The organism is Paractinoplanes maris (genome assembly GCF_023544465.1).
Classification (GTDB): Bacteria; Actinomycetota; Actinomycetes; order Mycobacteriales; family Micromonosporaceae; genus Actinoplanes; species Actinoplanes maris.
In genome coordinates, this window is the sequence record NZ_JALPVL010000001.1 from 372,804 (window position 1) to 392,962 (window position 20,159).

The 20,159-nt window shown below is 70.2% G+C and carries 23 protein-coding genes; 4 read left to right on the forward strand and 19 right to left on the reverse strand.

The window, feature by feature from the left end; genetic code table 11:
- Positions 1 to 11 precede the first annotated feature (11 nt).
- On the forward strand, positions 12 to 356 hold the full coding sequence (locus NAG42_RS01735) for a hypothetical protein (RefSeq protein ID WP_250027430.1): 345 nt from the start codon (positions 12 to 14) through the stop codon (positions 354 to 356).
- Here NAG42_RS01735 and murA read toward each other — a convergent pair.
- On the reverse strand, positions 353 to 1,639 hold the full coding sequence (gene murA, locus NAG42_RS01740; RefSeq protein ID WP_250027431.1) for a UDP-N-acetylglucosamine 1-carboxyvinyltransferase: 1,287 nt from the start codon (positions 1,637 to 1,639) through the stop codon (positions 353 to 355). The two genes, NAG42_RS01735 and murA, sit on opposite strands and share 4 nt — an antisense overlap.
- Before the next feature lie 42 nt (positions 1,640 to 1,681).
- Here murA and NAG42_RS01745 point away from each other — a divergent pair, with 42 nt between their 5' ends.
- Together NAG42_RS01745 and srmL are read left to right on the forward strand one after the other, a co-directional pair.
- Positions 1,682 to 2,257, forward strand: coding sequence for a cob(I)yrinic acid a,c-diamide adenosyltransferase (locus NAG42_RS01745; protein ID WP_250027432.1), 576 nt, complete (start codon positions 1,682 to 1,684; stop codon positions 2,255 to 2,257).
- Positions 2,258 to 2,438: 181 nt separating this feature from the next.
- Positions 2,439 to 3,653 (forward strand): PheS-related mystery ligase SrmL, encoded by a 1,215-nt coding sequence (srmL, locus tag NAG42_RS01750; protein ID WP_250027433.1) that lies wholly within the window; start codon positions 2,439 to 2,441, stop codon positions 3,651 to 3,653.
- Here srmL and NAG42_RS01755 read toward each other — a convergent pair.
- The 14 genes from NAG42_RS01755 to glyA form a co-directional block, all read right to left on the reverse strand.
- Complete coding sequence (locus NAG42_RS01755; RefSeq protein WP_250027434.1) at positions 3,545 to 4,351, reverse strand: PhzF family phenazine biosynthesis protein; 807 nt, start codon at positions 4,349 to 4,351, stop codon at positions 3,545 to 3,547. The genes srmL and NAG42_RS01755 overlap by 109 nt on opposite strands.
- Positions 4,352 to 4,410: 59 nt before the next feature.
- A complete protein-coding gene (locus tag NAG42_RS01760) occupies positions 4,411 to 4,878 on the reverse strand; it encodes a DUF2550 domain-containing protein (RefSeq protein ID WP_250027435.1) in 468 nt (155 codons plus the stop codon).
- Positions 4,879 to 4,886: 8 nt separating this feature from the next.
- Positions 4,887 to 5,168, reverse strand: coding sequence for a F0F1 ATP synthase subunit epsilon (locus NAG42_RS01765; RefSeq protein ID WP_250027436.1), 282 nt, complete (start codon positions 5,166 to 5,168; stop codon positions 4,887 to 4,889).
- Between the two features lie 91 nt (positions 5,169 to 5,259).
- Positions 5,260 to 6,381, reverse strand: coding sequence for an LCP family protein (locus tag NAG42_RS01770; protein ID WP_438872338.1), 1,122 nt, complete (start codon positions 6,379 to 6,381; stop codon positions 5,260 to 5,262).
- Between the two features lie 180 nt (positions 6,382 to 6,561).
- Positions 6,562 to 8,010 (reverse strand): F0F1 ATP synthase subunit beta, encoded by a 1,449-nt coding sequence (atpD, locus tag NAG42_RS01775; protein ID WP_438872339.1) that lies wholly within the window; start codon positions 8,008 to 8,010, stop codon positions 6,562 to 6,564.
- A complete protein-coding gene (locus NAG42_RS01780; protein WP_250027438.1) occupies positions 8,007 to 8,936 on the reverse strand; it encodes a F0F1 ATP synthase subunit gamma in 930 nt (309 codons plus the stop codon). The genes atpD and NAG42_RS01780 overlap by 4 nt, the downstream gene beginning before the upstream one ends.
- A 2-nt stretch (positions 8,937 to 8,938) precedes the next feature.
- The gene (atpA, locus tag NAG42_RS01785) at positions 8,939 to 10,588 is read right to left on the reverse strand and encodes a F0F1 ATP synthase subunit alpha (RefSeq protein WP_250027439.1); all 1,650 of its coding nucleotides are present in this window, start codon (positions 10,586 to 10,588) and stop codon (positions 8,939 to 8,941) included.
- Positions 10,589 to 10,715: 127 nt separating this feature from the next.
- Complete coding sequence (locus NAG42_RS01790) at positions 10,716 to 11,537, reverse strand: F0F1 ATP synthase subunit delta (protein ID WP_250027440.1); 822 nt, start codon at positions 11,535 to 11,537, stop codon at positions 10,716 to 10,718.
- A complete protein-coding gene (locus NAG42_RS01795; RefSeq protein WP_250028312.1) occupies positions 11,537 to 12,088 on the reverse strand; it encodes a F0F1 ATP synthase subunit B in 552 nt (183 codons plus the stop codon). Before NAG42_RS01795 ends, NAG42_RS01790 begins: the two co-directional genes overlap by 1 nt.
- A gap of 37 nt (positions 12,089 to 12,125) precedes the next feature.
- The gene (locus NAG42_RS01800) at positions 12,126 to 12,356 is read right to left on the reverse strand and encodes an ATP synthase F0 subunit C (protein ID WP_250027441.1); all 231 of its coding nucleotides are present in this window, start codon (positions 12,354 to 12,356) and stop codon (positions 12,126 to 12,128) included.
- A gap of 79 nt (positions 12,357 to 12,435) precedes the next feature.
- Complete coding sequence (atpB, locus tag NAG42_RS01805; RefSeq protein WP_221375848.1) at positions 12,436 to 13,230, reverse strand: F0F1 ATP synthase subunit A; 795 nt, start codon at positions 13,228 to 13,230, stop codon at positions 12,436 to 12,438.
- Positions 13,231 to 13,245: 15 nt separating this feature from the next.
- A complete protein-coding gene (locus NAG42_RS01810) occupies positions 13,246 to 13,482 on the reverse strand; it encodes an AtpZ/AtpI family protein (protein WP_250027442.1) in 237 nt (78 codons plus the stop codon).
- 209 nt (positions 13,483 to 13,691) lie between these two features.
- Complete coding sequence (locus tag NAG42_RS01815) at positions 13,692 to 14,195, reverse strand: hypothetical protein (RefSeq protein ID WP_438872340.1); 504 nt, start codon at positions 14,193 to 14,195, stop codon at positions 13,692 to 13,694.
- Positions 14,192 to 15,481 carry a serine hydroxymethyltransferase gene (gene glyA / locus NAG42_RS01820; protein WP_250027443.1) on the reverse strand — a complete coding sequence of 430 codons (1,290 nt, stop codon included), beginning with the start codon at positions 15,479 to 15,481 and terminating at the stop codon, positions 14,192 to 14,194. The genes NAG42_RS01815 and glyA overlap by 4 nt, the downstream gene beginning before the upstream one ends.
- 80 nt (positions 15,482 to 15,561) lie before the next feature.
- Here glyA and NAG42_RS01825 point away from each other — a divergent pair, with 80 nt between their 5' ends.
- Positions 15,562 to 17,016, forward strand: coding sequence for an SDR family oxidoreductase (locus tag NAG42_RS01825; protein ID WP_250027444.1), 1,455 nt, complete (start codon positions 15,562 to 15,564; stop codon positions 17,014 to 17,016).
- Here NAG42_RS01825 and NAG42_RS44770 read toward each other — a convergent pair.
- The 4 genes from NAG42_RS44770 to prmC are packed head-to-tail and all read right to left on the reverse strand — an operon-like array spanning position 17,009 to position 20,081.
- Complete coding sequence (locus NAG42_RS44770; RefSeq protein ID WP_250027445.1) at positions 17,009 to 17,953, reverse strand: L-threonylcarbamoyladenylate synthase; 945 nt, start codon at positions 17,951 to 17,953, stop codon at positions 17,009 to 17,011. The genes NAG42_RS01825 and NAG42_RS44770 overlap by 8 nt on opposite strands.
- Positions 17,950 to 18,543, reverse strand: coding sequence for an arsenate reductase/protein-tyrosine-phosphatase family protein (locus tag NAG42_RS01835; protein ID WP_250027446.1), 594 nt, complete (start codon positions 18,541 to 18,543; stop codon positions 17,950 to 17,952). Before NAG42_RS01835 ends, NAG42_RS44770 begins: the two co-directional genes overlap by 4 nt.
- 1 nt (position 18,544) lies before the next feature.
- Positions 18,545 to 19,249, reverse strand: a complete 705-nt coding sequence (locus tag NAG42_RS01840) for an L-threonylcarbamoyladenylate synthase (protein ID WP_438872357.1) — start codon at positions 19,247 to 19,249, stop codon at positions 18,545 to 18,547.
- Positions 19,227 to 20,081 (reverse strand): peptide chain release factor N(5)-glutamine methyltransferase, encoded by an 855-nt coding sequence (prmC, locus tag NAG42_RS01845; RefSeq protein ID WP_250028315.1) that lies wholly within the window; start codon positions 20,079 to 20,081, stop codon positions 19,227 to 19,229. The genes NAG42_RS01840 and prmC overlap by 23 nt, the downstream gene beginning before the upstream one ends.
- Between the last annotated feature and the right edge of the window lie 78 nt (positions 20,082 to 20,159).

Consider the following 20,159-nt stretch of genomic DNA (forward strand, 5'->3'; position numbering starts at 1 on the left):
AGACTGTGCCCATGGCGTCAGGTAACGGCTGGTACCTCGTCGGGCCGCTGATCGCCGTCGGCCTGGTCGGCTTCCTCGGTGCGATTTTCTGGCGGATGGGCCTGCAGTGGACAACCGCGCGCGAGCCCGACGTCGCCGGGCTCTCCATTTTCAGCGAACCGGAGTACGGCGACCACGCCGACTACGGTCTGCTCTGCCCGGCCGCCGTGACCGCCGACGCCGAGATCGCCGGCGACATCCGCCGGCGGCTGGGTGACGCCGGGATCAGAGCCACCCAGACGTACGACCGGGACGGGCGCACCGTCGTGCTGGTCTTCGCCGAGCAGCTGGAAGAAGCGCGGCGACTGGCTCTCTAGAAGTCGAAGGTCGGCTCGGGCACGTCGGCCCGCTCCACCTCGACCCCCAACCCGGCCAGGTCGGAGACGAAGTCGGGATAGCCGCGGTCGATGTGGTGCACCTCGCCGACCTCGGTGACCCCCTCGGCGCACAACCCGGCGATGACGAGCCCGGCCCCGGCCCGGATGTCGGTCGCGCGTACGGGAGCCCCGGAAAGCCGGTCCCGACCGTTCACCACCGCGTGGTGGCCGTCGGTGCGGATGTCGGCGCCCAGGCGCACCATCTCGTTCACGAACATGAAGCGGCCGTCGAAGATGTTCTCGGTGACCAGCGACGAGCCCTCGGCCACCGACGCCAGGCCGAGCGCCATCGGCAGCAGGTCGGTCGCGAAACCGGGGAACGGCAGAGTCACGATGTCGACCGCCTTGGGACGGTCGCTCATCCGTACGCGGAACTGGTTGTCGCCCGGCTCGACGGTGGCCCCGGCGGTGACCAGCTTGTCGAGCGCGATGTCGAGGAACTCGGCCCGCACCCCCTGCACGGTCACGTCGCCCCGGGTCATCGCCGAGGCGAACGCCCAGGTGCCGCCCACGATCCGGTCGCCGATGGTGCGGTGCCGCACCGGGTGCAGCTCGTCGACGCCCTCGATGGTCAGCGTGGAGGTGCCGGCGCCGTCGATCTTGGCACCCATCGCGGCCAGCATGTCGCAGATGTCGACGATCTCGGGCTCACGGGCCGCGTTGTCGATCTCGGTGACGCCCTTGGCCAGGACGGCCGCCATCAACAGGTTCTCGGTGGCGCCGACGCTCGGGAAGTCCAGCCAGATCTTGCTGCCGCGCAGGCCGCCCGGGGCCGAGGCGATGACGAAACCGTGCTCGCCGGAGATCTGCGCGCCCATCCGGGCCAGGCCGGACACGTGCATGTCGAGGCCGCGCGAGCCGATCATGTCGCCGCCGGGGAGGGCGACCCGGACATATCCCGTACGCGCGAGGAGCGGGCCCAGCACGCAGATGGACGCCCGCAGCCGCCGGACCAGGTCGTAGTCGGCCTCACTGCCCGGCGCCTCGGGCACGTCGATCGTCGCCTGACCACCCTCGAGAGTGACCTGGCAGCCCAGCCGCCGCAGCACCTCAGCCATGATCGCGATGTCGGTGATGCGCGGAACGTTCTCGACGACGCTGCGGCCGGGCGCGAGCAGCGCCACCGCCATCAGCTTGAGCGCCGAGTTCTTCGCACCGCCCACAGCGACCGCACCGGTCAGCGGCGTGCCGCCCTTCACCCTGATCACATCCACGCGGGCCATGGTATTGGCCTGGCTTCCTCGGTGCCCGCCTAGGGTGTCTTCATGGCCGTTCACCTCACCCGCATCTACACCCGTGCCGGCGACGCCGGGCAGACCCGCCTCGGCAACAACGAGGTCGCCGACAAGACCGATCCGCGCATCGTCGCCTATGCCGACACTGACGAGTGCAACGCGGCGCTGGGCGTGGCGCTGGCCCTCGGTGACCTGCCCGCCGACCTCCGGAAGGTGCTCACCGCCCTCCAGAACGATCTCTTCGACGTCGGGGCCGACCTCTGCAACCCCGAGACCGAGAACCCGCCGTACCCCCCGCTGCGGATCACCGAGGACTACGTGACCCGCCTCGAGGGCTGGTGCGACGAGTTCAACGAGCGCCTGGCCGCCCTCGACAGCTTCGTCCTCCCGGGTGGCACCCCGGGGGCCGCGCTGCTCCACGTGGCCCGCACCGTGGCCCGCCGGGCCGAGCGCTCCACCTGGACGCTGCTGCGCGCCGACCCCGGCCGGACCAGCGACCTGCCCGCGAAATACCTGAACCGCCTCTCCGACCTGCTCTTCATCCTCTCCCGCGTCGCCAACCCGGGCGGCGACGTGAAGTGGGTTCCTGGCGGCGGCGCGGCCTGATGCTGAAACCCCGATGACGTACGCCGCCAGAGGTGCCACCATCGACGCATGACCTCACGCGCAGTCGTCTTCACCCGGCCCCTTCCGGCGGCCGGCTGACCTTCGCGTCCGAGTTTCACGGCCGTCCCACCGGGGCGGCCGTTCTCGTTCCGGCTTCCCCCTGACCTCCAGGAGCAAGCCGATGTCCCTCGCATCCGACCTCGCTGTCCGCGACCTCACCGACCCGGCCCAGGGCCCGCACGCGATCCAGGCGATCGTCCGGGCCGTGCTCGACGCCGCGACCACCCGATGGCCCGGCGCCGAACTGATCGTCCACCGCGGCGACCGCATCGTCGACGTGGCCGACAACTACGACCGGCTCGGCTACTCCGCCGAGGCAGCGACCCGCGACGGCCGCTACAGCCGCTACGTCGACGAGCGGCGGATGTTGCGCTCCCAGACGTCGGCGCTGATCCCGGGTGCCCTGCGCGCGCTGAGCGCCCCGGACGCCCTGATCGCGTGCCCCGGCGTCGTCTACCGCCGCGACTCCATCGACCGCCTGCACACCGGCACACCCCACCAGCTCGACCTGTGGCACATCGCCCGCGCCACCAGGCCGGACCAAGACCGTGACGGCCCGCCCGCACTGACCAGGCCGCGGCGCGACAGTGGCGGGCCGACCTCGTTGATCGACCTGGTCGCGACCGCGGTGGCGGCCGCCCTGCCCGGCACGGCCTGGCGGACCCGCCCGGCCTCCCACCCCTACACGACCGACGGGCTCGAGATCGAGGCGTGGTCCGGCGACGCGTGGGTGGAGATCGGCGAGTGCGGGGTCGCCGCGGTCCCCGTGATCGGCCCGGACCGGCGCGGGCTGGCCCTGGGGCTGGGCCTCGACCGCCTGCTGATGCTGCGCAAGGGCATCGACGACATCCGGCTGCTGCGCTCGGCCGAGCCGCGCATCCGGCAGCAGATGACCGACCTGACGCCGTACCGCCCGGTGTCCGCGCAGCCGGCCGCCCGCCGTGACCTGTCAGTGGCTCTGCCCGCGGACGTGACCGCCGAGGACCTGGGCGACCGGGTCCGCTCCCTGCTCGGCCCGGACGCCGCCCTCGTCGAGGAGGTGACCATCAAGTCGGCGACACCACCGGACGCCCTGCCCGCAGCCTCACGGGCCCGGCTGGCCATCCGCGACGGCGAGGTGAACGTCCTGCTCCGCGTCGTCCTGCGCGACCTGCACCGCCCACTCCCCCCGCGAGCGAGCCAACGCCCTCCGCGACCGCCTCCACGACGGCCTGATGGAACGGAGGGTTACACCAGCAGAGAGCCGTCGATCACCGTGACCGCCTGGCCGGTCAGATGGGCGCGGTCGCCGCGCAGGGACACCCGCACGAAGCCGCCGCGGGCCGAGGCCTGGTAGCCGACGAGTTCGGTGCGGCCGCCCAGCTTTTCCGACCAGAACGGGGCCAGCGCGGTGTGCGCGCTGCCGGTCACCGGGTCCTCCCCCACCCCGGCCGCCGCGCCGAAGAAGCGGGACACGAAGTCGTAGCCGCCGTCCGGGTCGTCGGCCCGGGCGGTGACGATCACGCCGCGTTGCTCATAGCCGGCCAGCGCTCTCAGGTCGGGTGTCAGATCCCGTACGGCGGTCTCGTCGAGCAGCTCGAGCAGGAAGTCGTCGGTGTTGGGGCCGGTGTGGTGCACCGATACCGCTTCGGCGCCGAGCACGTCGAGCAGCTCGGGGTCGGCCGCCACGGGAGCCAGCGGCGCGGTCGGGAAGTCGAGCGTGAACCAGCCCTTGTCACCGGCGGTCGCGGTCAGCACGCCGCTGCGGGTGGCGAACCGCACCGTGCCGTCGACCGCCAGCACGTGTGCGGTGGCCAGCGTGGCGTGCCCACACAAGTTGACCTCGACCGCCGGGGTGAACCAGCGCAGCGCGTAATCGGCCTCGCCACCGGGCGGAAGCGGGTGGACGAAGGCGGTCTCGGAGAGGTTGACCTCGGTCGCGACCCGGCTCATCCACTGCTCGCCGGGGAACTCTGGCTGGTCGAGCACGACCACTCCGGCCGGGTTGCCGGCGAACGGCTGGTCGGTGAAGGCGTCGACGATTCGGATGCGCATGCCCCGACGGTAGGAGACCGAGCCTTACCGGGCGAGAGCCAATCGGCGCCGGGCGGCTGTCACTGCTCGATCGGGTCGGGACGGATGGCCGGGCGGGGCGCGACACTGCCCGGCTGGCCCGGCGGCGCGGCCTCGAGCCAGGAGAGGAAGCCGGTCACGGTCGACTCGGCCATCGCGATCTCTAGCTCGTCGAGGGTGGTGGCCAGGCGCAGGATGACCCAGTGGCCGGGCATGGTGAGCCGCTCGGGCCCCTCGGGATCGCGGCGGCCCTCGACCGTGGTCGTCGCGCGGTCGAGAATGCGTTTGGGGCGGAAGGCGAAGCTGAACATGCGGTGGATCCGGAGCTCGCCGCCGGCGAACTGACCGATCGCCGGGGACCAGCCGCGGCCCGGCACGAGGGTGCTGACCCGGATCTGCAACCGGATCGTGCCGCCGCCGAATTTGAGCACCCGGCGGCGGAAGAAGACCAGTAACAGGAGCACGAGCAGCGCGACGACGCAGATTCCGAAGATTTCCAGAACCCGCATCGCCGGCGTCAGCGGGACTCGGGGGTGGCGGGCGTGGCGCTCTCGGCCAGGACGGTCACACCGTCGGCGTCGATCGAGAGGAAACCGCCGGTCACGTCATAGGTCAGCTGCTCACCACCGGCGAGCTTGACCCGCACCTGCGACGGCTCCTTGAGCAGGCCCAGAAGCGGCGAGTGACCCGGCAGCACACCGATCTCACCCTCGGTGGTGCGCGCGACGAGCATTTCGGCCTCGCCGGACCAGACACGCTCCTCGACGGCGACGACCTTGACGGGCAGCTGGTTGGCCACGCTGTCTCCCTGTTCAGGCTGCTTCAACTATTGGGTGAAGTCTAGACGGAGCCCCTCCCGGCCGTGGCCGGGGGTGGTGACCGCCACGTGATCAGCTGTTCGTGTTGATGTATTGCGGGTTGCGGAAGATGAAGGTACGCACCTGGTCCTGCCGCACCGAGGCGAAGAAGTCCTTCGCGGTCGAGTCGAGCTCCTCGCCGCGGTAGTCGCCGTTGACGATGACCGAGCTGCCGGGCAGCTTGATCAGGGTCATGTCGTCGGAGCGCAGGTTCTTCATCGCGAAGGCCCAGTCGACCACGCTGTGCCCGCCGCCGTCGAAGATGAGCGCCTTGCCGGCCGCCTTGAGCACCGCGTCGAGTTTGGCCGGGTTGGTCACCACGTTCTTGCTCAGCGCCTGCTTGGCCATCGCCTTGATGAATTGCTGCTGGTGGCGCTGCCGGTCGTAGTCGCCGCGGGGCAGGCCGTAACGCTGCCGCACGAAGTCGAGCGCCTGCCACGCCTGGAGGTGGTAGGTGCCCTTCTTGTATTGCGCCTGCGGACCGTAATAGGGGTGCGCGCAGGAGTTGTCGGCGCAGCGGGAGAGACGCGGGCGGGGCTTGCCGCTGGGCTGCAGGTGCTCCGATTTCACGTTCTGGTCGATCGTCATCGTGACGCCGCCCATGGCCTCGACGATCGCCTTGAAGCCGTTGAAGTTGATGATCGCGCCGGCGTCGAATTTCTGGATGCCGGTGAGCCGGCCGACCGTCTTGGCCAGCAGGTCGAAGCCCTGCACCACGTCGTGCTTGCCGTTGCCGACGGCGCTGCCGTAGCCCATCGCGGCATTGATCTTGGAGCGGCCGCCCTTGAAGCCGGTCTTGGCGAACGGCGGGATGTCGACGATCAGGTCGCGCGGGATCGAGAAGAGGTACGCCTGGCTCAGGTCCCGGGGGATGTGGGCCACGATGATCGAGTCGGACAGCGGGGTCTGCTCGTCGGAGCGCGGGTCGATGCCGACCAGCAGGATGTTGAGCGGTCCCTTGATGTCCGAGACCTTCTCGGGCGCGCCGGCCACGGCCGGGTCGCCGAAGAGGTTCTGCGTCTCGACGGCGCCGGCGTAGCGCGACACCAGCACCTGCTGGGTCACCAGGGCACCACCGGCGATCACCATGAGGACGCAGCCGAAGAGCGCGCAGAGCCGCGCCCACAGCGGCGTCCGCTTGGAAGACTTCGCCACGCGCTCCCCTTAGTCGGCGGATCAAGAGCAGGATCGATGGTCAAGAGTAACCAGTGCCGACCGGCCCCGCTCGGCACTACCCACACAAAACGGACAAAGCTGGCGGGAGAAACGGCGAAGCCGCGCCTACCTTTACGGTCGGCGCGGCTTCGGCAACGTTGAGGCGATGGGGGGCTCGAATCAGCCCTTCATCAGCTCGTGCGCGTTCTTCTCGAGGTCCTCGAGGCCACCGCACATGAAGAAGGCCTGCTCGGGGAAGTTGTCGTACTCGCCCTCGCTGATCTTCTTGAACGCCTCGATGGTCTCCTTGAGCGGGACCGTCGAGCCGGGAACGCCGGTGAACTGCTCGGCGGCGTACGTGTTCTGCGAGAGGAAGCGCTCGATGCGGCGAGCCCGCTGCACCGTGACCTTGTCCTCCTCGGAGAGCTCGTCCATACCGAGGATGGCGATGATGTCCTGCAGGTCCTTGTACTTCTGCAGGATCCGCTGCACCTCACGGGCGACCGCGTAGTGCTCGGCCCCGACGAACTCGGGCGCCAGGATCCGCGAGCTGGAGGCCAGCGGGTCCACGGCGGGGTAGATGCCCTTGTCGGAGATCGACCGCTCGAGGTTCGTGGTCGCGTCCAGGTGGGCGAACGTGGTGGCCGGCGCCGGGTCGGTGTAGTCGTCGGCGGGCACGTAGATCGCCTGCAGCGAGGTGATCGCCTTGCCCCGGACCGAGGTGATCCGCTCCTGCAGCTCGCCCATCTCGTCGGCCAGCGTGGGCTGGTAACCCACGGCCGACGGCATGCGGCCGAGCAGGGTGGAGACCTCGGAACCGGCCTGGGTGAACCGGAAGATGTTGTCGATGAAGAGCAGCACCTCCTGGTTCTGCACGTCACGGAAGTACTCCGCCATGGTCAGCGCGGAGAGGGCGACGCGCAGGCGGGTGCCCGGCGGCTCGTCCATCTGGCCGAAGACGAGGGCGGTCTTGTCGAGAACGCCACCCTCCTCCATCTCCAGGATGAGGTCGTTGCCCTCACGGGTGCGCTCACCGACGCCGGCGAACACCGACGTACCACCGAAGTTGCGGGCGACTCGGATGATCATCTCCTGGATGAGCACCGTCTTGCCCACGCCCGCGCCACCGAACAGGCCGATCTTGCCACCGCGCACGTACGGCGCGAGCAGGTCGAGCACCTTGATGCCGGTCTCCAGCATCTCGGTCTTCGGCTCGAGGTCGGCGAACGCCGGCGGCTTGCGGTGGATCGACCAGCGCTCCTGGATGTCCAGGGTCGACGGGTCGGCGTTGAGCACCTCGCCGAGGGCGTTGAACACGTGGCCCTTGGTCACGTCACCGACGGGCACCGAGATCGGCGAACCGGTGTCGGTGACCTCGGCGCCCCGGATCAGGCCGTCGGTCGGCTGCATCGAGATGGCGCGGACGATGTTGTCACCCAGGTGCTGGGCGACCTCCAGCGTCAGCACCTTGGTGCCCTCGGACAGGGTCACCGAGACGTGCAGCGCGTTGAAGATGTCGGGCATGGCGTCGCGGGGGAACTCGGCGTCGACGACCGGGCCGATGACCCGGACGACGCGGCCGACGCCCGTCGCCTCTGCCCTGGTGGGCTCAGCTACAGCAGTCATCACATATCACTTCCTGCCGAGGACAGCGCCTCGACGCCGCCGACGATCTCACTGATTTCCTGGGTGATCGCGGCCTGCCGCGCGGAGTTCATCTCCCGCGTGTACCGCTTGAGCAGGTCGTCCGCGTTGTCGGACGCGCTCTTCATCGCCCGCCGGCGCGACGCCGACTCGCTCGCCGCCGAGGACAGCAACGCCGCGTAGATCCGCGTGTTGAGGTACTTCGGCAGGAGCGCGTCGAGCAGCTCGTCGGCGTCCGGCTCGAACTCGTAGGCCGGACGAAGACCGGGCTCGACCTCACGCTCCTCGACCTGCATCGGCGCCAGGAAGTGCGCCTCGGCGCTCTGCGTCATCAGCGACTTGAACTGCGTGCTGACGATGTGCAGCTCGTCGACGCCCTGGATGCCGTCCGGGCCGTAGGTCGACTCGGTGTCGTCCGCGCCGGCGACGAACGCCTCCAGCAACGCGTCACCGATCGCCTTGGCGTCGGTGAACGACGGCCGCTCGGAGAAGCCCGTCCAGCTGGCCTCGATCGGCCGGTTGCGGAACCGGTAGTAGCCGACGCCCTTGCGGCCGACGACATACAGCACCGTCTCCTTGCCGTCCGCCTTCAACCGCGAGATCAACTGCTCGGCGGTACGGATCGCGTTGGCGTTGTAGGCGCCGGCGAGGCCGCGGTCGCTGGTGATGAGCAGGACACCCGCCCGCCGGACCCGCTCACGCGGGACCAGCAGGGGGTTGTCGATCGACGCGTTGGACGCCAGGGCGGTCAGGACCTGGGTGATCGCCTCGGCGTACGGCTTGGAGGCGTTGACCCGCTCCTGAGCCTTGGCGATGCGGCTGGTGGCCACCAGCTCCTGCGCCTTAGCGATCTTCTTGGTCGACTTGACGGTGCGGATGCGCCGCCGGAGAGCCTGTACCTGACCGGCCATGGCTACTGGCCTTCGGCCGGACGGGGAACCTCGCGGGTCACCGTCTCACGCGTCTGGCGGCCGTCCTCGAGCGGCTCGGCCGGGTCCTCGTTGACCGAGGAGCCGGTCTCGCCGCGCTTGAAGAGCTCCTTGAACTCGGTCACGCCGCTCTTCAGGTTCTCCACGTCGTCGTCCGACAGCAAGCCGGTCGAGTCGATCGCCGTGTAGGTGTCGCTGCGGTGCCGCTTGACCCAGCCCAGGAAGTCCTGCTCGAAGCGGCGGACGTCGCCGACCGGGATGTCGTCGAGCTGGCCGGTGGTGCCGGCCCAGATCACGATGACCTCGTCGACCACCGAGTACGGCGAGTACTGCGGCTGCTTGAGCAGCTCGACCAGGCGGACGCCCTTCTCGAGCTGAGCCCGCGACGCGCGGTCCAGGTCGGAGGCGAAGGCCGAGAAGGCCTCCAGCTCACGGAACTGGGCCAGGTCGAGGCGGAGGCGGCCGGAGACCGAGCGCATCGCCTTGACCTGCGCCGAACCGCCGACCCGGGACACCGAGGTGCCGACGTTGATCGCCGGGCGGACACCCGAGGCGAACAGGTCGGTCTCCAGGAAGATCTGGCCGTCGGTGATCGAGATGACGTTCGTCGGGATGTAGGCCGAGATGTCGTTGGCCTTCGTCTCGATGATCGGCAGACCGGTCATCGAGCCCGCACCCAGCTCGTCGGAGAGCTTGGCGCAGCGCTCGAGCAGGCGGGAGTGCAGGTAGAAGACGTCACCCGGGTAGGCCTCACGGCCCGGCGGGCGGCGCAGCAGCAGCGAGACCGCGCGGTAGGCCTCGGCCTGCTTCGTCAGGTCGTCGAAGACGATCAGGACGTGCTTGCCGTTGTACATCCAGTGCTGTCCGATGGACGAGCCGGTGTACGGGGCGATGTACTTGAAGCCGGCCGGGTCGGACGCCGGGGCCGCGACGATCGTCGTGTACTCCAGCGCGCCGTTCTGCTCCAGCGTGCCCCGGATGGAGGCGATGGTGGTCGCCTTCTGCCCGATGGCGACGTAGATGCAGCGGACCTGCTTGGCCGGGTCGCCGGACTCCCAGTTCGCCCGCTGGTTGATGATCGTGTCGATCGCGACCGTGGTCTTGCCGGTCTTACGGTCGCCGATGATCAGCTGGCGCTGGCCACGGCCGATCGGCGTCATGGCGTCGATCGCCTTGATGCCGGTCTGCAGCGGCTGCTTCACCGGCTGGCGGTTCATCACGTTGGGTGCCTGGAGCTCGAGCTCGCGGAAGCCCTCGTTGGCGATCTCGCCCCGGTCGTCGATGGGCCGGCCCAGCGGGTCGACCACCCGACCGAGGAAGGCGTCGCCGACCGGGACCGAAAGGACGCGCCCGGTCCGCTTGACCTGCTGGCCCTCCTCGATGCCGGTGAAGTCACCGAGGACCACGACGCCGATCTCGCGGACGTCGAGGTTCAGCGCGACACCGAGGGTGCCGTCCTCGAATTCGAGCAGTTCGTTCGCCATCGCCGAGGGCAGGCCCTCGACGTGGGCGATGCCGTCGCCCGCATCGGAGACGATGCCGACCTCTTCGCGGGTGACCTCATTGGTAGCGGACGAGACGTAGCGCTCTAGCGCCCCCCGGATCTCGTCCGAGGAGATGGTCAGCTCGGCCATCCTCTGCCTTCTCTGTCTAGCTCGGGACGTTCCCGCCACCGAGGGGCCTGCTCGATCCGCGTCGCCGCCGGACCGAGTTCAAAACTTCATCGCAGTACGGCGAAGCCGTTTTGGCAGCTCAGTAAAGCTACTTCGCGAATGCCTGCTTGGCGGCGTTGAGCCGGCGCAGGATCGTGCCGTCGTACAGGTCGGAGCCGACCCGGACACTGACGCCGCCGATGATCGCGGGATCGACGTCGATCTTCAGCGAGACCGACCGGCCGTAGATGTCGGACAACTTGGCAGCCAGCGCCTGCTCGTCGGCGTCGGTCAGCGGCCGGGCAACCGTCACGTACGCGACCTCACGGTCCCGCTTGGCTGCGGTCAGCTCGACCAACCGGATCAACGACGCCTCGAAGCCACGACCGCCGAAGCCCTCGAGAGCGATCTCGGCGAGCCGCAGCGTGGCCGGCTGGGTCTTGCCCTTGAGCAAGTCCTGCACCAGCTTAACGCGGCGTTCGATCGGCGCACCTGGATCGCTCAGCGTGGTCGCGAGCCGGCCGTTGCCCGAGACGATCTGCCCGAAGCGGAACAGCTCGTCCTCGACCTCGGCCAGCTTGTCGTCCTTGGCCGCCGAGTCCAGCAGGGCGTCCGCGCCCAGCCGCTCGACGCTGTCGAGCACCTGGGAGGGCCGGGAGAACCGGCCCGCGACCAGGGTCGCGAGAGTGTCGAGGACGACCGGGGAAACCTTGCCGGACAGCAGCGAGCGAACCAGTCCGCCCCGGTCGGCGCCGGAGCGCGACGGGTCGGTCAGCGCCCGGCGGAGCCGCGGCTGAGCCCGGAGCAGGCCGGCCACCGACAGGATCTCGTCGGCGGCCGTGGCGACCTGCGCGGCCGAGGCCGTGGAGGTGCCGGCGGCGAACTTCTCGCTCGCCTCGGCCTGCGCCTGCTGGCTGACGCTCGACGCCATCAGCGCCGCCCGCCCGCCGAGCCGGCCGGGCCGAGCTCGTTGATGAAGCGCTCGACGGTGCCCCGGCTGCGCGCCTCGTCGGCGAGGCTCTCGCCGACGATCTTGCTGGCCAGGTCGACCGCGAGCGTGCCGACCTCGGCGCGGAGCTCACGCACGATGCTCTCGCGCTGTGCGGCGAGCTGCTCCTGGCCGGCGCCGATGATGCGGTCCGACTCCTCGCGCGCCTTGGCCAGGACATCCTGACGGATGCCCTCGGCGTCGGCCCGGGCCTCGTCGCGGATGCGCGCGGCCTCGGTACGAGCCTCGGCCAACTGGGCCTTGTACTGCTCGAGGAGCTGATTGGCCTCGGCCTGAGCGGCCTCGGCACGCTTGATGCCGCCCTCGATCGCGTCCACCCGCGCCGCGAAGGTCTTCTCCATCATGGGGAAGACGAACTTCATCAGCACGAAGCAGAGGATCGAGAAGGCGATCAGGCCGAGGACGACCTCCTGCCAGAGCGGGATGATCGGGTTGTGCTCCGTGGCGCCCTCTTCGGCGGCGACGGTCAGAATCTCGGTGATCATGGACACCTCCTAACGAGGCTGCACGTCAGAGTTCGCCGGCCCAGATGAAGCCGAAGGCGATGCCCAGGAGGGCGAGCGCCTCGATAACGGCGAAGCCGATCCAGACGTACGGCAGGGTCAGGCGGGAAGACTCCGGCTGACGAGCGGTCGACTGGATGTAGGCCGAGAAGACCAGACCAACACCGATGCCGGGGCCGATGGCGGCGAGGCCGTAACCGATGGCAGCGGTGCTACCGACAACTTCGGCGAAAAGCATTTCAGGATCCTCCTGGTATCTCGCGTGACTATCACGCGGGACGACAAACGGGGTGAAGCGGGTTGGTGCGGGGAACAGCTCAGTGCTCGTCGGCGAGCGCGCCCTGGACGTAGCTCGCGGTCAGCACCGTGAAGACGTAGGCCTGGAGGCAGATGACCAGGAACTCCAGGAAGGTCAGCGCGATGGTCATCACCCAGGAGACGAGCGAGAACGGCGCGAACCAGAGGTTGGCGTTCAGCATCGCGAAGCCGCCCAGCGTGAACACCAGCAGCAGCATGTGCCCGGCGAACATGTTCGCGAAGAGACGGACGGCGAGCGAGAACGGCCGCACGAGGAAGGTCGAGAAGAACTCGATCGGGATCAGCAGCGGCAGGATGAACCACGGCGCCGGCGGGATCAGCGCGTGCTTGAAGTACTTCAAGCCGCCGTGGTGCTTCATGCCGATGTAGATGAACATCACGTAGCTGATCACCGCGAGGATCGCGGGGAAGGCGATGTGCGAGTTCGGCGAGATCTGCGCGAACGGCACGATGGCCCAGAAGTTCATCAGCAGGATGAAGACGAACAACGTGGTGAGGTACGGCGCGAAGTTCACGCCACGCTTGCCGAGCATGTCGACCGCGATGTTGTTGCGCACGAAGCCGTAGATGCTCTCGGCCAGCCACTGCTTCTTGGTCGGCACCAGCTGCGGCTTCCGGTACGTGACCAGGAAGAAGATGATGATCGCCGCCACCGAGACCCACATCAGAGCGGTGATCTTGGTGAACCAGTAGCTGTCGTGCGCGCCCCACGGCACGATGCTGGGCAGATAGAAGTCCTCGACGCTCGGGGGGAATGGAACTTCCGAGGCGAGGACCAACGACTGACCGATCACCGTAGCCCTTTCCTGTCAGGCGCCGAGACGGCGCACGATGAGGTAGACACCGCCGCCGACACCGACAACCGCACCGATTCCGGTGAAGATGCCTGACGTGCCGACCCAGTGATCAACCAGCCAACCGATCGCTCCCCACACCAACATGCCCGAAATGAGGTAAGCGACCGCAGTCATACCCATGCCCGTGTCGGGTGGGGGCTGGTCGTCGTCGTTACCGCTGGGTTTCCTGGGAGGTTCTTGACCGGTCATGACGGCCCGAACGATATCAGCAGGAAAGACGAGGCTAAGCGGGACCCCCCGCACAACCGAAGCTGTTCAGGCGTCAGGGGTCTCGCAACTGGAAGGACACGGTACTCCCCCTTCGCCATAACCCAGCAAGCCATAAGCGTTCACGTCACCGTTTCGTGGTCAACAAACCACGAATAGTGCGCTGACGAGGCGAAACGGCTACTAGACGATCAGTTCGGGCGACTCAGTTTGTGCAACCACCACGCCTGGACGGAGGTCCAGACCACGACGCCGGAGACGATTCCCCACCCGAGCGCGTTCTTACCCGCCCAATCCGTCGAGACCCCGAATGCCAGGACGACGCCGAGCGCGCTGTATTTCAGGACGTAGGTGAACAATGCCAGCGGCATCAACAGGGCCGGCCGCACAGTATCGGCCCAGGCAATGACGAGCGTCGACATCGTATAGCTGACCGTCACGATGAGCACGCCGGAAGCGGCGCCGAGTGCCGCCGGTGCTCCCCCGCTGAGGAAGCCGGCCGACGCGGCGCACAGCAGCAGCGCGAACGACACGGCGGTGAGGAAGGGCAGATGGGCCACCCGCCACCGCGGGTCGGCCGGCAGCGGCGGCAGATCGGGCAGCGGACGGTCGTCGTCGTCGTCCTTCGCCTGCTCCCGCTGGAACTCCAGCGCGCGCAGCCGCTCCCGCTCGAACTCGTCGACCTCGGTACTCAAGCCATCACCTCCTGCCGCCCGTACGCCGGGAACCGCCGCACCAGTGCGGCCACCTCGTCCGCGGCATCGGCCAGGCGGGACGCCCCGGCCACCGTGTCCGGATCGCACCGCACGGCGAGGCCGATGAGACCGGCGATCTGCCGCATCTCGCCCTCGCGCATGCCCTGGGTGGTCACGCTCGGCGAGCCCACCCGGATGCCCGAGGCCACCGCGGGTCGCTCAGGATCGTACGGGATGGCATTTTTGTTGAGAGTGATGCGGGCCAGGTCGCAGCGCGCCTCGGCGTCGCGCCCCGACACCGCGAGGTCGCGCAGGTCGGCCAGGACCAGGTGGGTGTCGGTGCCGCCGGAAACCGGCCGCAGCCCCTCGGCGGTCAGACCCGCGGCCAGCGCCTGCGCGTTCTTGACGACCTGACGGGCGTACGTCCGGAAACCCGGCAGCGAGGCCTCACGCAGAGCCACCGCCTTGGCCGCGATGGCATGCATCATCGGGCCACCCTGGCTGAACGGGAAGACCGCCTTGTCGATGCGCTGGGCGAGCTCGGCCCGGCACAGGATCAGACCGCCGCGGGGACCGCGCAGCACCTTGTGGGTGGTGCAGGTGACGACGTCGGCGTGCGGCACCGGCGACGGGATGGCCCGGCCGGCCACCAGCCCGATGAAGTGCGCGGCGTCGACCACCAGATAGGCGCCCACCTCGTCGGCGATCTCGCGGAAGAGGGCGAAGTCGATCAGTCGGGGATACGCCGTGGCGCCGCAGACGATCATCTTGGGCCGGTGGGCCAGCGCCAGGTCGCGGACCTCGTCGTAGTCGATCTGCTCGGTGTCGGCCCGGACCCGGTAGCCGATCGGGTGGAACCACTTGCCGCTGAAGTTGACCCGGCTGCCATGGGTCAGATGGCCGCCGTGCGAGAGCTCCATCGTGAGCACCGGGTCGCCCGGCTCGGCCAGGGCCGCGTACGCTGCGAGGTTGGCCGCCGTGCCCGAGTGCGGCTGCACGTTGGCGTGATCGGCGCCGAACAGCTCCTTGGCCCGCTCGACGGCCAGCAGCTCGGCCCGGTCGGCCTCGAGGCAGCCACCGTAGTAGCGCTCGCCCGGATAGCCCTCGGCGTACTTGTTGGCCAGGGTCGAGCCGAGCGCGGCCAGCACCGAGGACGAGGTGAAATTCTCGCTCGCGATCAGCTGGAGCCCGCCGGCCTGACGCTCGACCTCGGCCAATAGGACATGGGCGATCTCCGGATCGGCACGCTCGAGCGCCCGGAAATCCGGCCCCCAGAAGGTGTCCACGTGCCCTCCCCGAGTAGGCAACGTCGCCGGATTCGAGCATATGGCTTATGAGGGGCTCTCCGGGGGCACAGTCTGCGTTTATGCGGTGCTTGGTGACCGGTGCGACCGGATACATCGGCGGGCGGCTCGCGCCCCGCCTGCTCGAGGGCGGCCACGAGGTGCGGTGTCTGACCCGTGGTGCCGGCCGTCTGCGCGACGTGCCCTGGGCGCCTCAGGTCGAGGTGGCCGAGGGCGATCTGAACAAACCGGAGACGCTGACCGCGGCCTTCGAGGGCATCGACGTGGCCTATTTCCTGATGCACTCGCTGGGCCGCAAGGACTTCGAGCAGCTGGACCGGCAAGCCGCGGAGAACTTCGCGACGGCGGCCAAGGCGGCCGGCGTCTCGCGGATCGTCTATCTGGGTGGCCCGGAGCCGCCGCCCGACGAGCACCCCTCCCCGCACCTGCGCTCGCGGGCCGAGGTGGCCCGGATCCTGCTGGCCTCCGGGGTGCCGACAACCGTGCTGCGCGCCCCGGTCATCATCGGTTCCGGGTCGGCCTCGTTCGAGATGCTCCGCTATCTCACCGAGCGCCTGCCGGTCATGGTCACCCCGCGCTGGGTCAGCAACCGGATCCAGCCCATCGCCGTCCGCGACGTGCTGCGCTACCTGATCGCCGCGGCCGAGATGCCGCCGGAGGTCAACCGCGGGTTCGACGTGGGTGGCCGGGACGTCCTGACCTACGCCCAGATGATGCAGGGCTACGCCCACGTGGCCGGACTGCGGCGGCGGGTCGTCCTGCCGTTGCGCCCGCTGAGCCCCTGGTTGTCGGCCCACTGGGTCGGCCTGGTCACCCCGGTGCCCAACGCGATCGCCCGGCCGCTGGTGGCCAGCCTGATCCACGAGGCCGTGGCGCACGAGAACGACATCGCCGAGTACTCGCCGGAGGAACCGCTCGGCTTCGAGCAGGCCGTCCGGGTCGCGCTGGGCAAGGTCCGCGACGCGAACGTCGAGACCCGCTGGTCGAACGCGGCCGGCCGGGACGCGGCGGCCGAACCGCTGCCGTCGGACCCGGACTGGTCCGGCGGCAGCATCTATGTCGACGAGCGCACCCGCGAGGTGAAGGCGCCGGCCGACGCGCTGTGGCGGGTCATCGAGGGCGTGGGCGGCGAGAACGGCTGGTATTCGTTCCCGCTGGCCTGGTCGGTCCGCGGCTGGCTGGACCGGCTGGTCGGCGGGGTCGGGCTGCGCCGGGGCCGGCGCGACCGCCACCACCTGCGGGTCGGTGAGGCCCTGGACTGGTGGCGGGTCGAGGAGATCGAGCCCGGCCGGACGCTGCGGCTGCGGGCCGAGATGCGGGTGCCGGGGCGGGCCTGGCTCGAGATGCGCGCCGTCCCGGACGGCAACGGCGGCAGCGTCTATCGCCAGCGGGCCATCTTCCTGCCCCGCGGGCTGGCCGGGCACGCGTACTGGGCCTCGCTGGTGCCGTTCCACGGCGTGATCTTCAACGGCATGGCGCGCAACATCGCCCGCGGCGCCGAGACCCCGGCTACTTAGTGGCCGCGCGAGCCAGACGATCCCGGACGGCCAGCCAGTCCTCGGTCGGTGGCGGTTCCCGCACCAGGATCGTCGCCACTCCGGCGTCGTCGAGGCGGTGCAGGGCGGCGTAGAGGTCGGCCGCGTACTCCCGGGGGTCGGCCGAGAGGACCTCGGCCCCCTCGACGGCGGCCGTCTCGTAGGTCAGCACGCCGACCGAATCGTCGCGGTCGGCGTCTCGTACGTCCTCGACCAGCACCACCGTCGCGCGCGGCGCATAGTGCCGGCGGCTCATGCCGGGTGACGCCCGGACCGCGCCGTCGGCCGGGCCCTCGCCGGGCAACGTGATCGGGCCGGCCACGTCGCGCAGGGCCCGCAGGGACAGCGCGCCCGGGCGCAGCAGCCGCACCCCGGAGCCGGTCAGGTCGACCACGGTCGACTCGATGCCCCAGGACGCCGGACCGCCGTCGAGCACCAGCGGCACGTCGGGCAGGCTGCGCAGCACGTGCTCGGCAGTGGTCGGCGAGATGCCCTCGGAGCGGTTGGCGCTGGGCGCGGCGAGCGCGAGCCCGGACGCCTCGAGCAGTCTCAGCGCGACCTCGTGGGCCGGGATGCGGATGGCGATGGTGTCGTTGCTCGCGCCGACCCCGTCGAGATGGCGGGCCCGGGGCAGCACCAGGGTCAGCGGTCCGGGCCAGAACTGGGCGGCCAGCTCGTTGGCCTCGTCGGGCCACGACTCGGTGAGCTCGCGGGCGGCTTCGACGTTGGCCACGTGCACGATCAGCGGGTTCCAGGACGGCCGGTTCTTGAGCCGGTAGATCTCGCCCACCGCCTTCTCGGAGAACGCGTTGGCGCCCAGGCCGTAGACGGTCTCGGTGGGGAAGGCGACAACCGAGTCGGCTCGCAGCACCTCGACGGCGCGGCGGAACCCGTCGGCGTCGGGCCGGACGATCGTCACGGGAGCAGGAGCACGGCGAACGGGACGGTGGTGTCCTCGATCTCGTCGCCGATGCGCTGGAACGTCTGGTCGCCGCGGCCCCACGGGTCGTCGAGGTCGTCGGCCGGCCGCGGACCGGAATCACCGCGCAGCCGGCGCACGGCCTCGACGATGGCCGCCCCGCGGGCGCGCACCGCGTCGGGCTTGGGCTCGCCCGGGGGGAGCTCGCTCGCGTCGACGCCGCTCAGCAGTCGCCCGAACTCACCGGTGACGAACGTGCGGCCGGCCGCGTCGGGACGCAGCGCGACCACGTAGTCGAACTGGTCGGCGGTCGCGGTGAGGATCAGGTCGGCCTCGTCGATGAAGTCGCCGCGCAGCTTGCGGGCCTCGAAGCCGTCGTCCGAGCCGCCCCGGGCGAGCACCTGCCGGGCCGCCGGCGGGTTCATCTGCTCACCCTCGTGCCAGCCGCCGGTGCCCGCGCTGACGCTGCGCACCAGCTGCTCGGACTGCTCGCCGGCCCGGTCGCGGACCGCGCGGGCCAGCAGCCGCTCGGCCATCGGCGACCGGCAGATGTTTCCCATGCAGATGTGCAGGACGGTGAAGGGCGCCACCTCAGGCCTCCGCGGCCAGGATCTCGGGGACGACGTCGCGCAGTTTCTCCAGCGAGACGGCGCCGGCCCGCAGCAGCTGAGGCACCTCGCCGCTGACGTCGACGATCGTGCTCGGGGCCGGGTCGTGCGCCTCGCCGGCCTCCAGGTAGACGCGAACCGCGTACTCCAGCTGGTCGCGGGCCGCCTCGGCGGTGGCCGGGGCGGGCTGACCGGCCTTGTTGGCCGTGGTGACCGCCATCGGGCCGACCGCGCGCAGCACCTCGAGTGCCACCGGATGCAGCGGCATGCGCACGGCCACCCGGCCGCCGGTCTCCCCCAGATCCCACTGCAGGCTGGGGGAATGCTCGACGTAGAGGGTCAGTGCGCCCGGCCAGAAGGCGTCGGCCAGCTCGCGCGCCGCCTTGGGCAGCGAATAGACCAGCCCGTCGAGTGTGTGGCGGGAGCCGACCAGCACGGGCGGCGGAACGGGATCGGTCACGCTTCGCGCATGGTGCAGCGAGGTGATCGCGTGCGCGGTGAACGCGTCGGCCCCGACGCCATACACCGTGTCGGTCGGCATGACGACCAGCTCACCGCTCTTGACGGCCTCGACGGCGGCGGCGATGCCGCGATCACGGTCGGCGGTGGTCCGGCAGTCATAGAGCATCACATCGTGCAGTCTGCCATGCGGCGCGCCGTATCGATCAGGTGCGGCGGGCGGTCGCATAGCGGGGGCGACCGGTGAGGTCGTCATGGGCCGTCACCGCGGTGAACCGGCCGTCGGCCCGCAGCAGCGCCGGGACCGCCTCGCCGTGCCCGTCGTCGTGCTCGATGCCGACCACCCCGCCCGGCCGGAGCAGGGCCGCGGCCAGCGCGACGACCGGCCGGATAACGGTGAGCCCGTCGCCGCCGCCGAAGACCGCCTCGGCCGGGTCGTGCCCGGCCACCTCGGGCGGCACCGGCGTCCCGTCGGGCACGTAGGGCGGGTTGCACAGCACCACGTCGGCCTGCCCGCGCAGGCCGGCCAGCAGGCCGGGGTCGGTGACGTCGCCCTCGGTCACCTCGACCGCCGGGAACCCGGCGGCGTTGCGGCGCAGATAGGCCAGCGCGGCCGGCGACCGCTCGACCGCGACGACCCGGCCCGGCTCGGCCTCGTCGGCCACGGCGAGCGCGATCGCGCCCGAGCCGCTGCACAGGTCGACCACTGTCGCGCCGGGCGCGGTGTGCTCGATCCCCCAGCCGGCGAGGAGCTCCGTCTCGGGTCGTGGGACGAAGACGCCCGTCCCGACCTGAAGTTCGAGATGCCGGAAGGCGGCCGTGCCCAGCAGGTGCTGCAACGGGATCCGTCTCGCCCGCGCGGCCACCAGCTCGGTGAACCGGCTCAGCTCATCGGGCCGCATCGAGTCCACGAGCAACAACCGCCCACGTGGGATGCCCAGCGCGTGGGCGGCCAGCCACTCCGCATCGACCCGGGGCGATGGCAGCCCGGCCGCGGCGAGATCGGCTACCGCGCCGGCGAGCGCCCGGCTCAACGACGATGATCGGGAGGTGTTTTCCAAGTCGGGCACGGCATAATCATCGGACGTCACGTGCGACGTCGACCGGCCGGGTCGGCGGTCCGACGCGCGGCACGGGTG

Coding starts and splice junctions, on each gene's coding strand:
- NAG42_RS01800 (WP_250027441.1), bottom strand. CDS start 12,356: ATGCTTTTCGCCGAAGTTGTCGGTAGCACCGCTGCCATCGGTTACGGC.
- NAG42_RS01780 (WP_250027438.1), bottom strand. CDS start 8,936: ATGGCCGGTCAGGTACAGGCTCTCCGGCGGCGCATCCGCACCGTCAAG.
- NAG42_RS01745 (WP_250027432.1), top strand. CDS start 1,682: ATGGCCGTTCACCTCACCCGCATCTACACCCGTGCCGGCGACGCCGGG.
- NAG42_RS01810 (WP_250027442.1), bottom strand. CDS start 13,482: ATGACCGGTCAAGAACCTCCCAGGAAACCCAGCGGTAACGACGACGAC.
- NAG42_RS01825 (WP_250027444.1), top strand. CDS start 15,562: ATGCGGTGCTTGGTGACCGGTGCGACCGGATACATCGGCGGGCGGCTC.
- NAG42_RS01735 (WP_250027430.1), top strand. CDS start 12: ATGGCGTCAGGTAACGGCTGGTACCTCGTCGGGCCGCTGATCGCCGTC.
- atpA (WP_250027439.1), bottom strand. CDS start 10,588: ATGGCCGAGCTGACCATCTCCTCGGACGAGATCCGGGGGGCGCTAGAG.
- srmL (WP_250027433.1), top strand. CDS start 2,439: ATGTCCCTCGCATCCGACCTCGCTGTCCGCGACCTCACCGACCCGGCC.
- murA (WP_250027431.1), bottom strand. CDS start 1,639: ATGGCCCGCGTGGATGTGATCAGGGTGAAGGGCGGCACGCCGCTGACC.
- NAG42_RS01840 (WP_438872357.1), bottom strand. CDS start 19,249: ATGCGACCGCCCGCCGCACCTGATCGATACGGCGCGCCGCATGGCAGA.
- NAG42_RS01790 (WP_250027440.1), bottom strand. CDS start 11,537: ATGGCGTCGAGCGTCAGCCAGCAGGCGCAGGCCGAGGCGAGCGAGAAG.
- NAG42_RS01755 (WP_250027434.1), bottom strand. CDS start 4,351: ATGCGCATCCGAATCGTCGACGCCTTCACCGACCAGCCGTTCGCCGGC.
- NAG42_RS01760 (WP_250027435.1), bottom strand. CDS start 4,878: ATGCGGGTTCTGGAAATCTTCGGAATCTGCGTCGTCGCGCTGCTCGTG.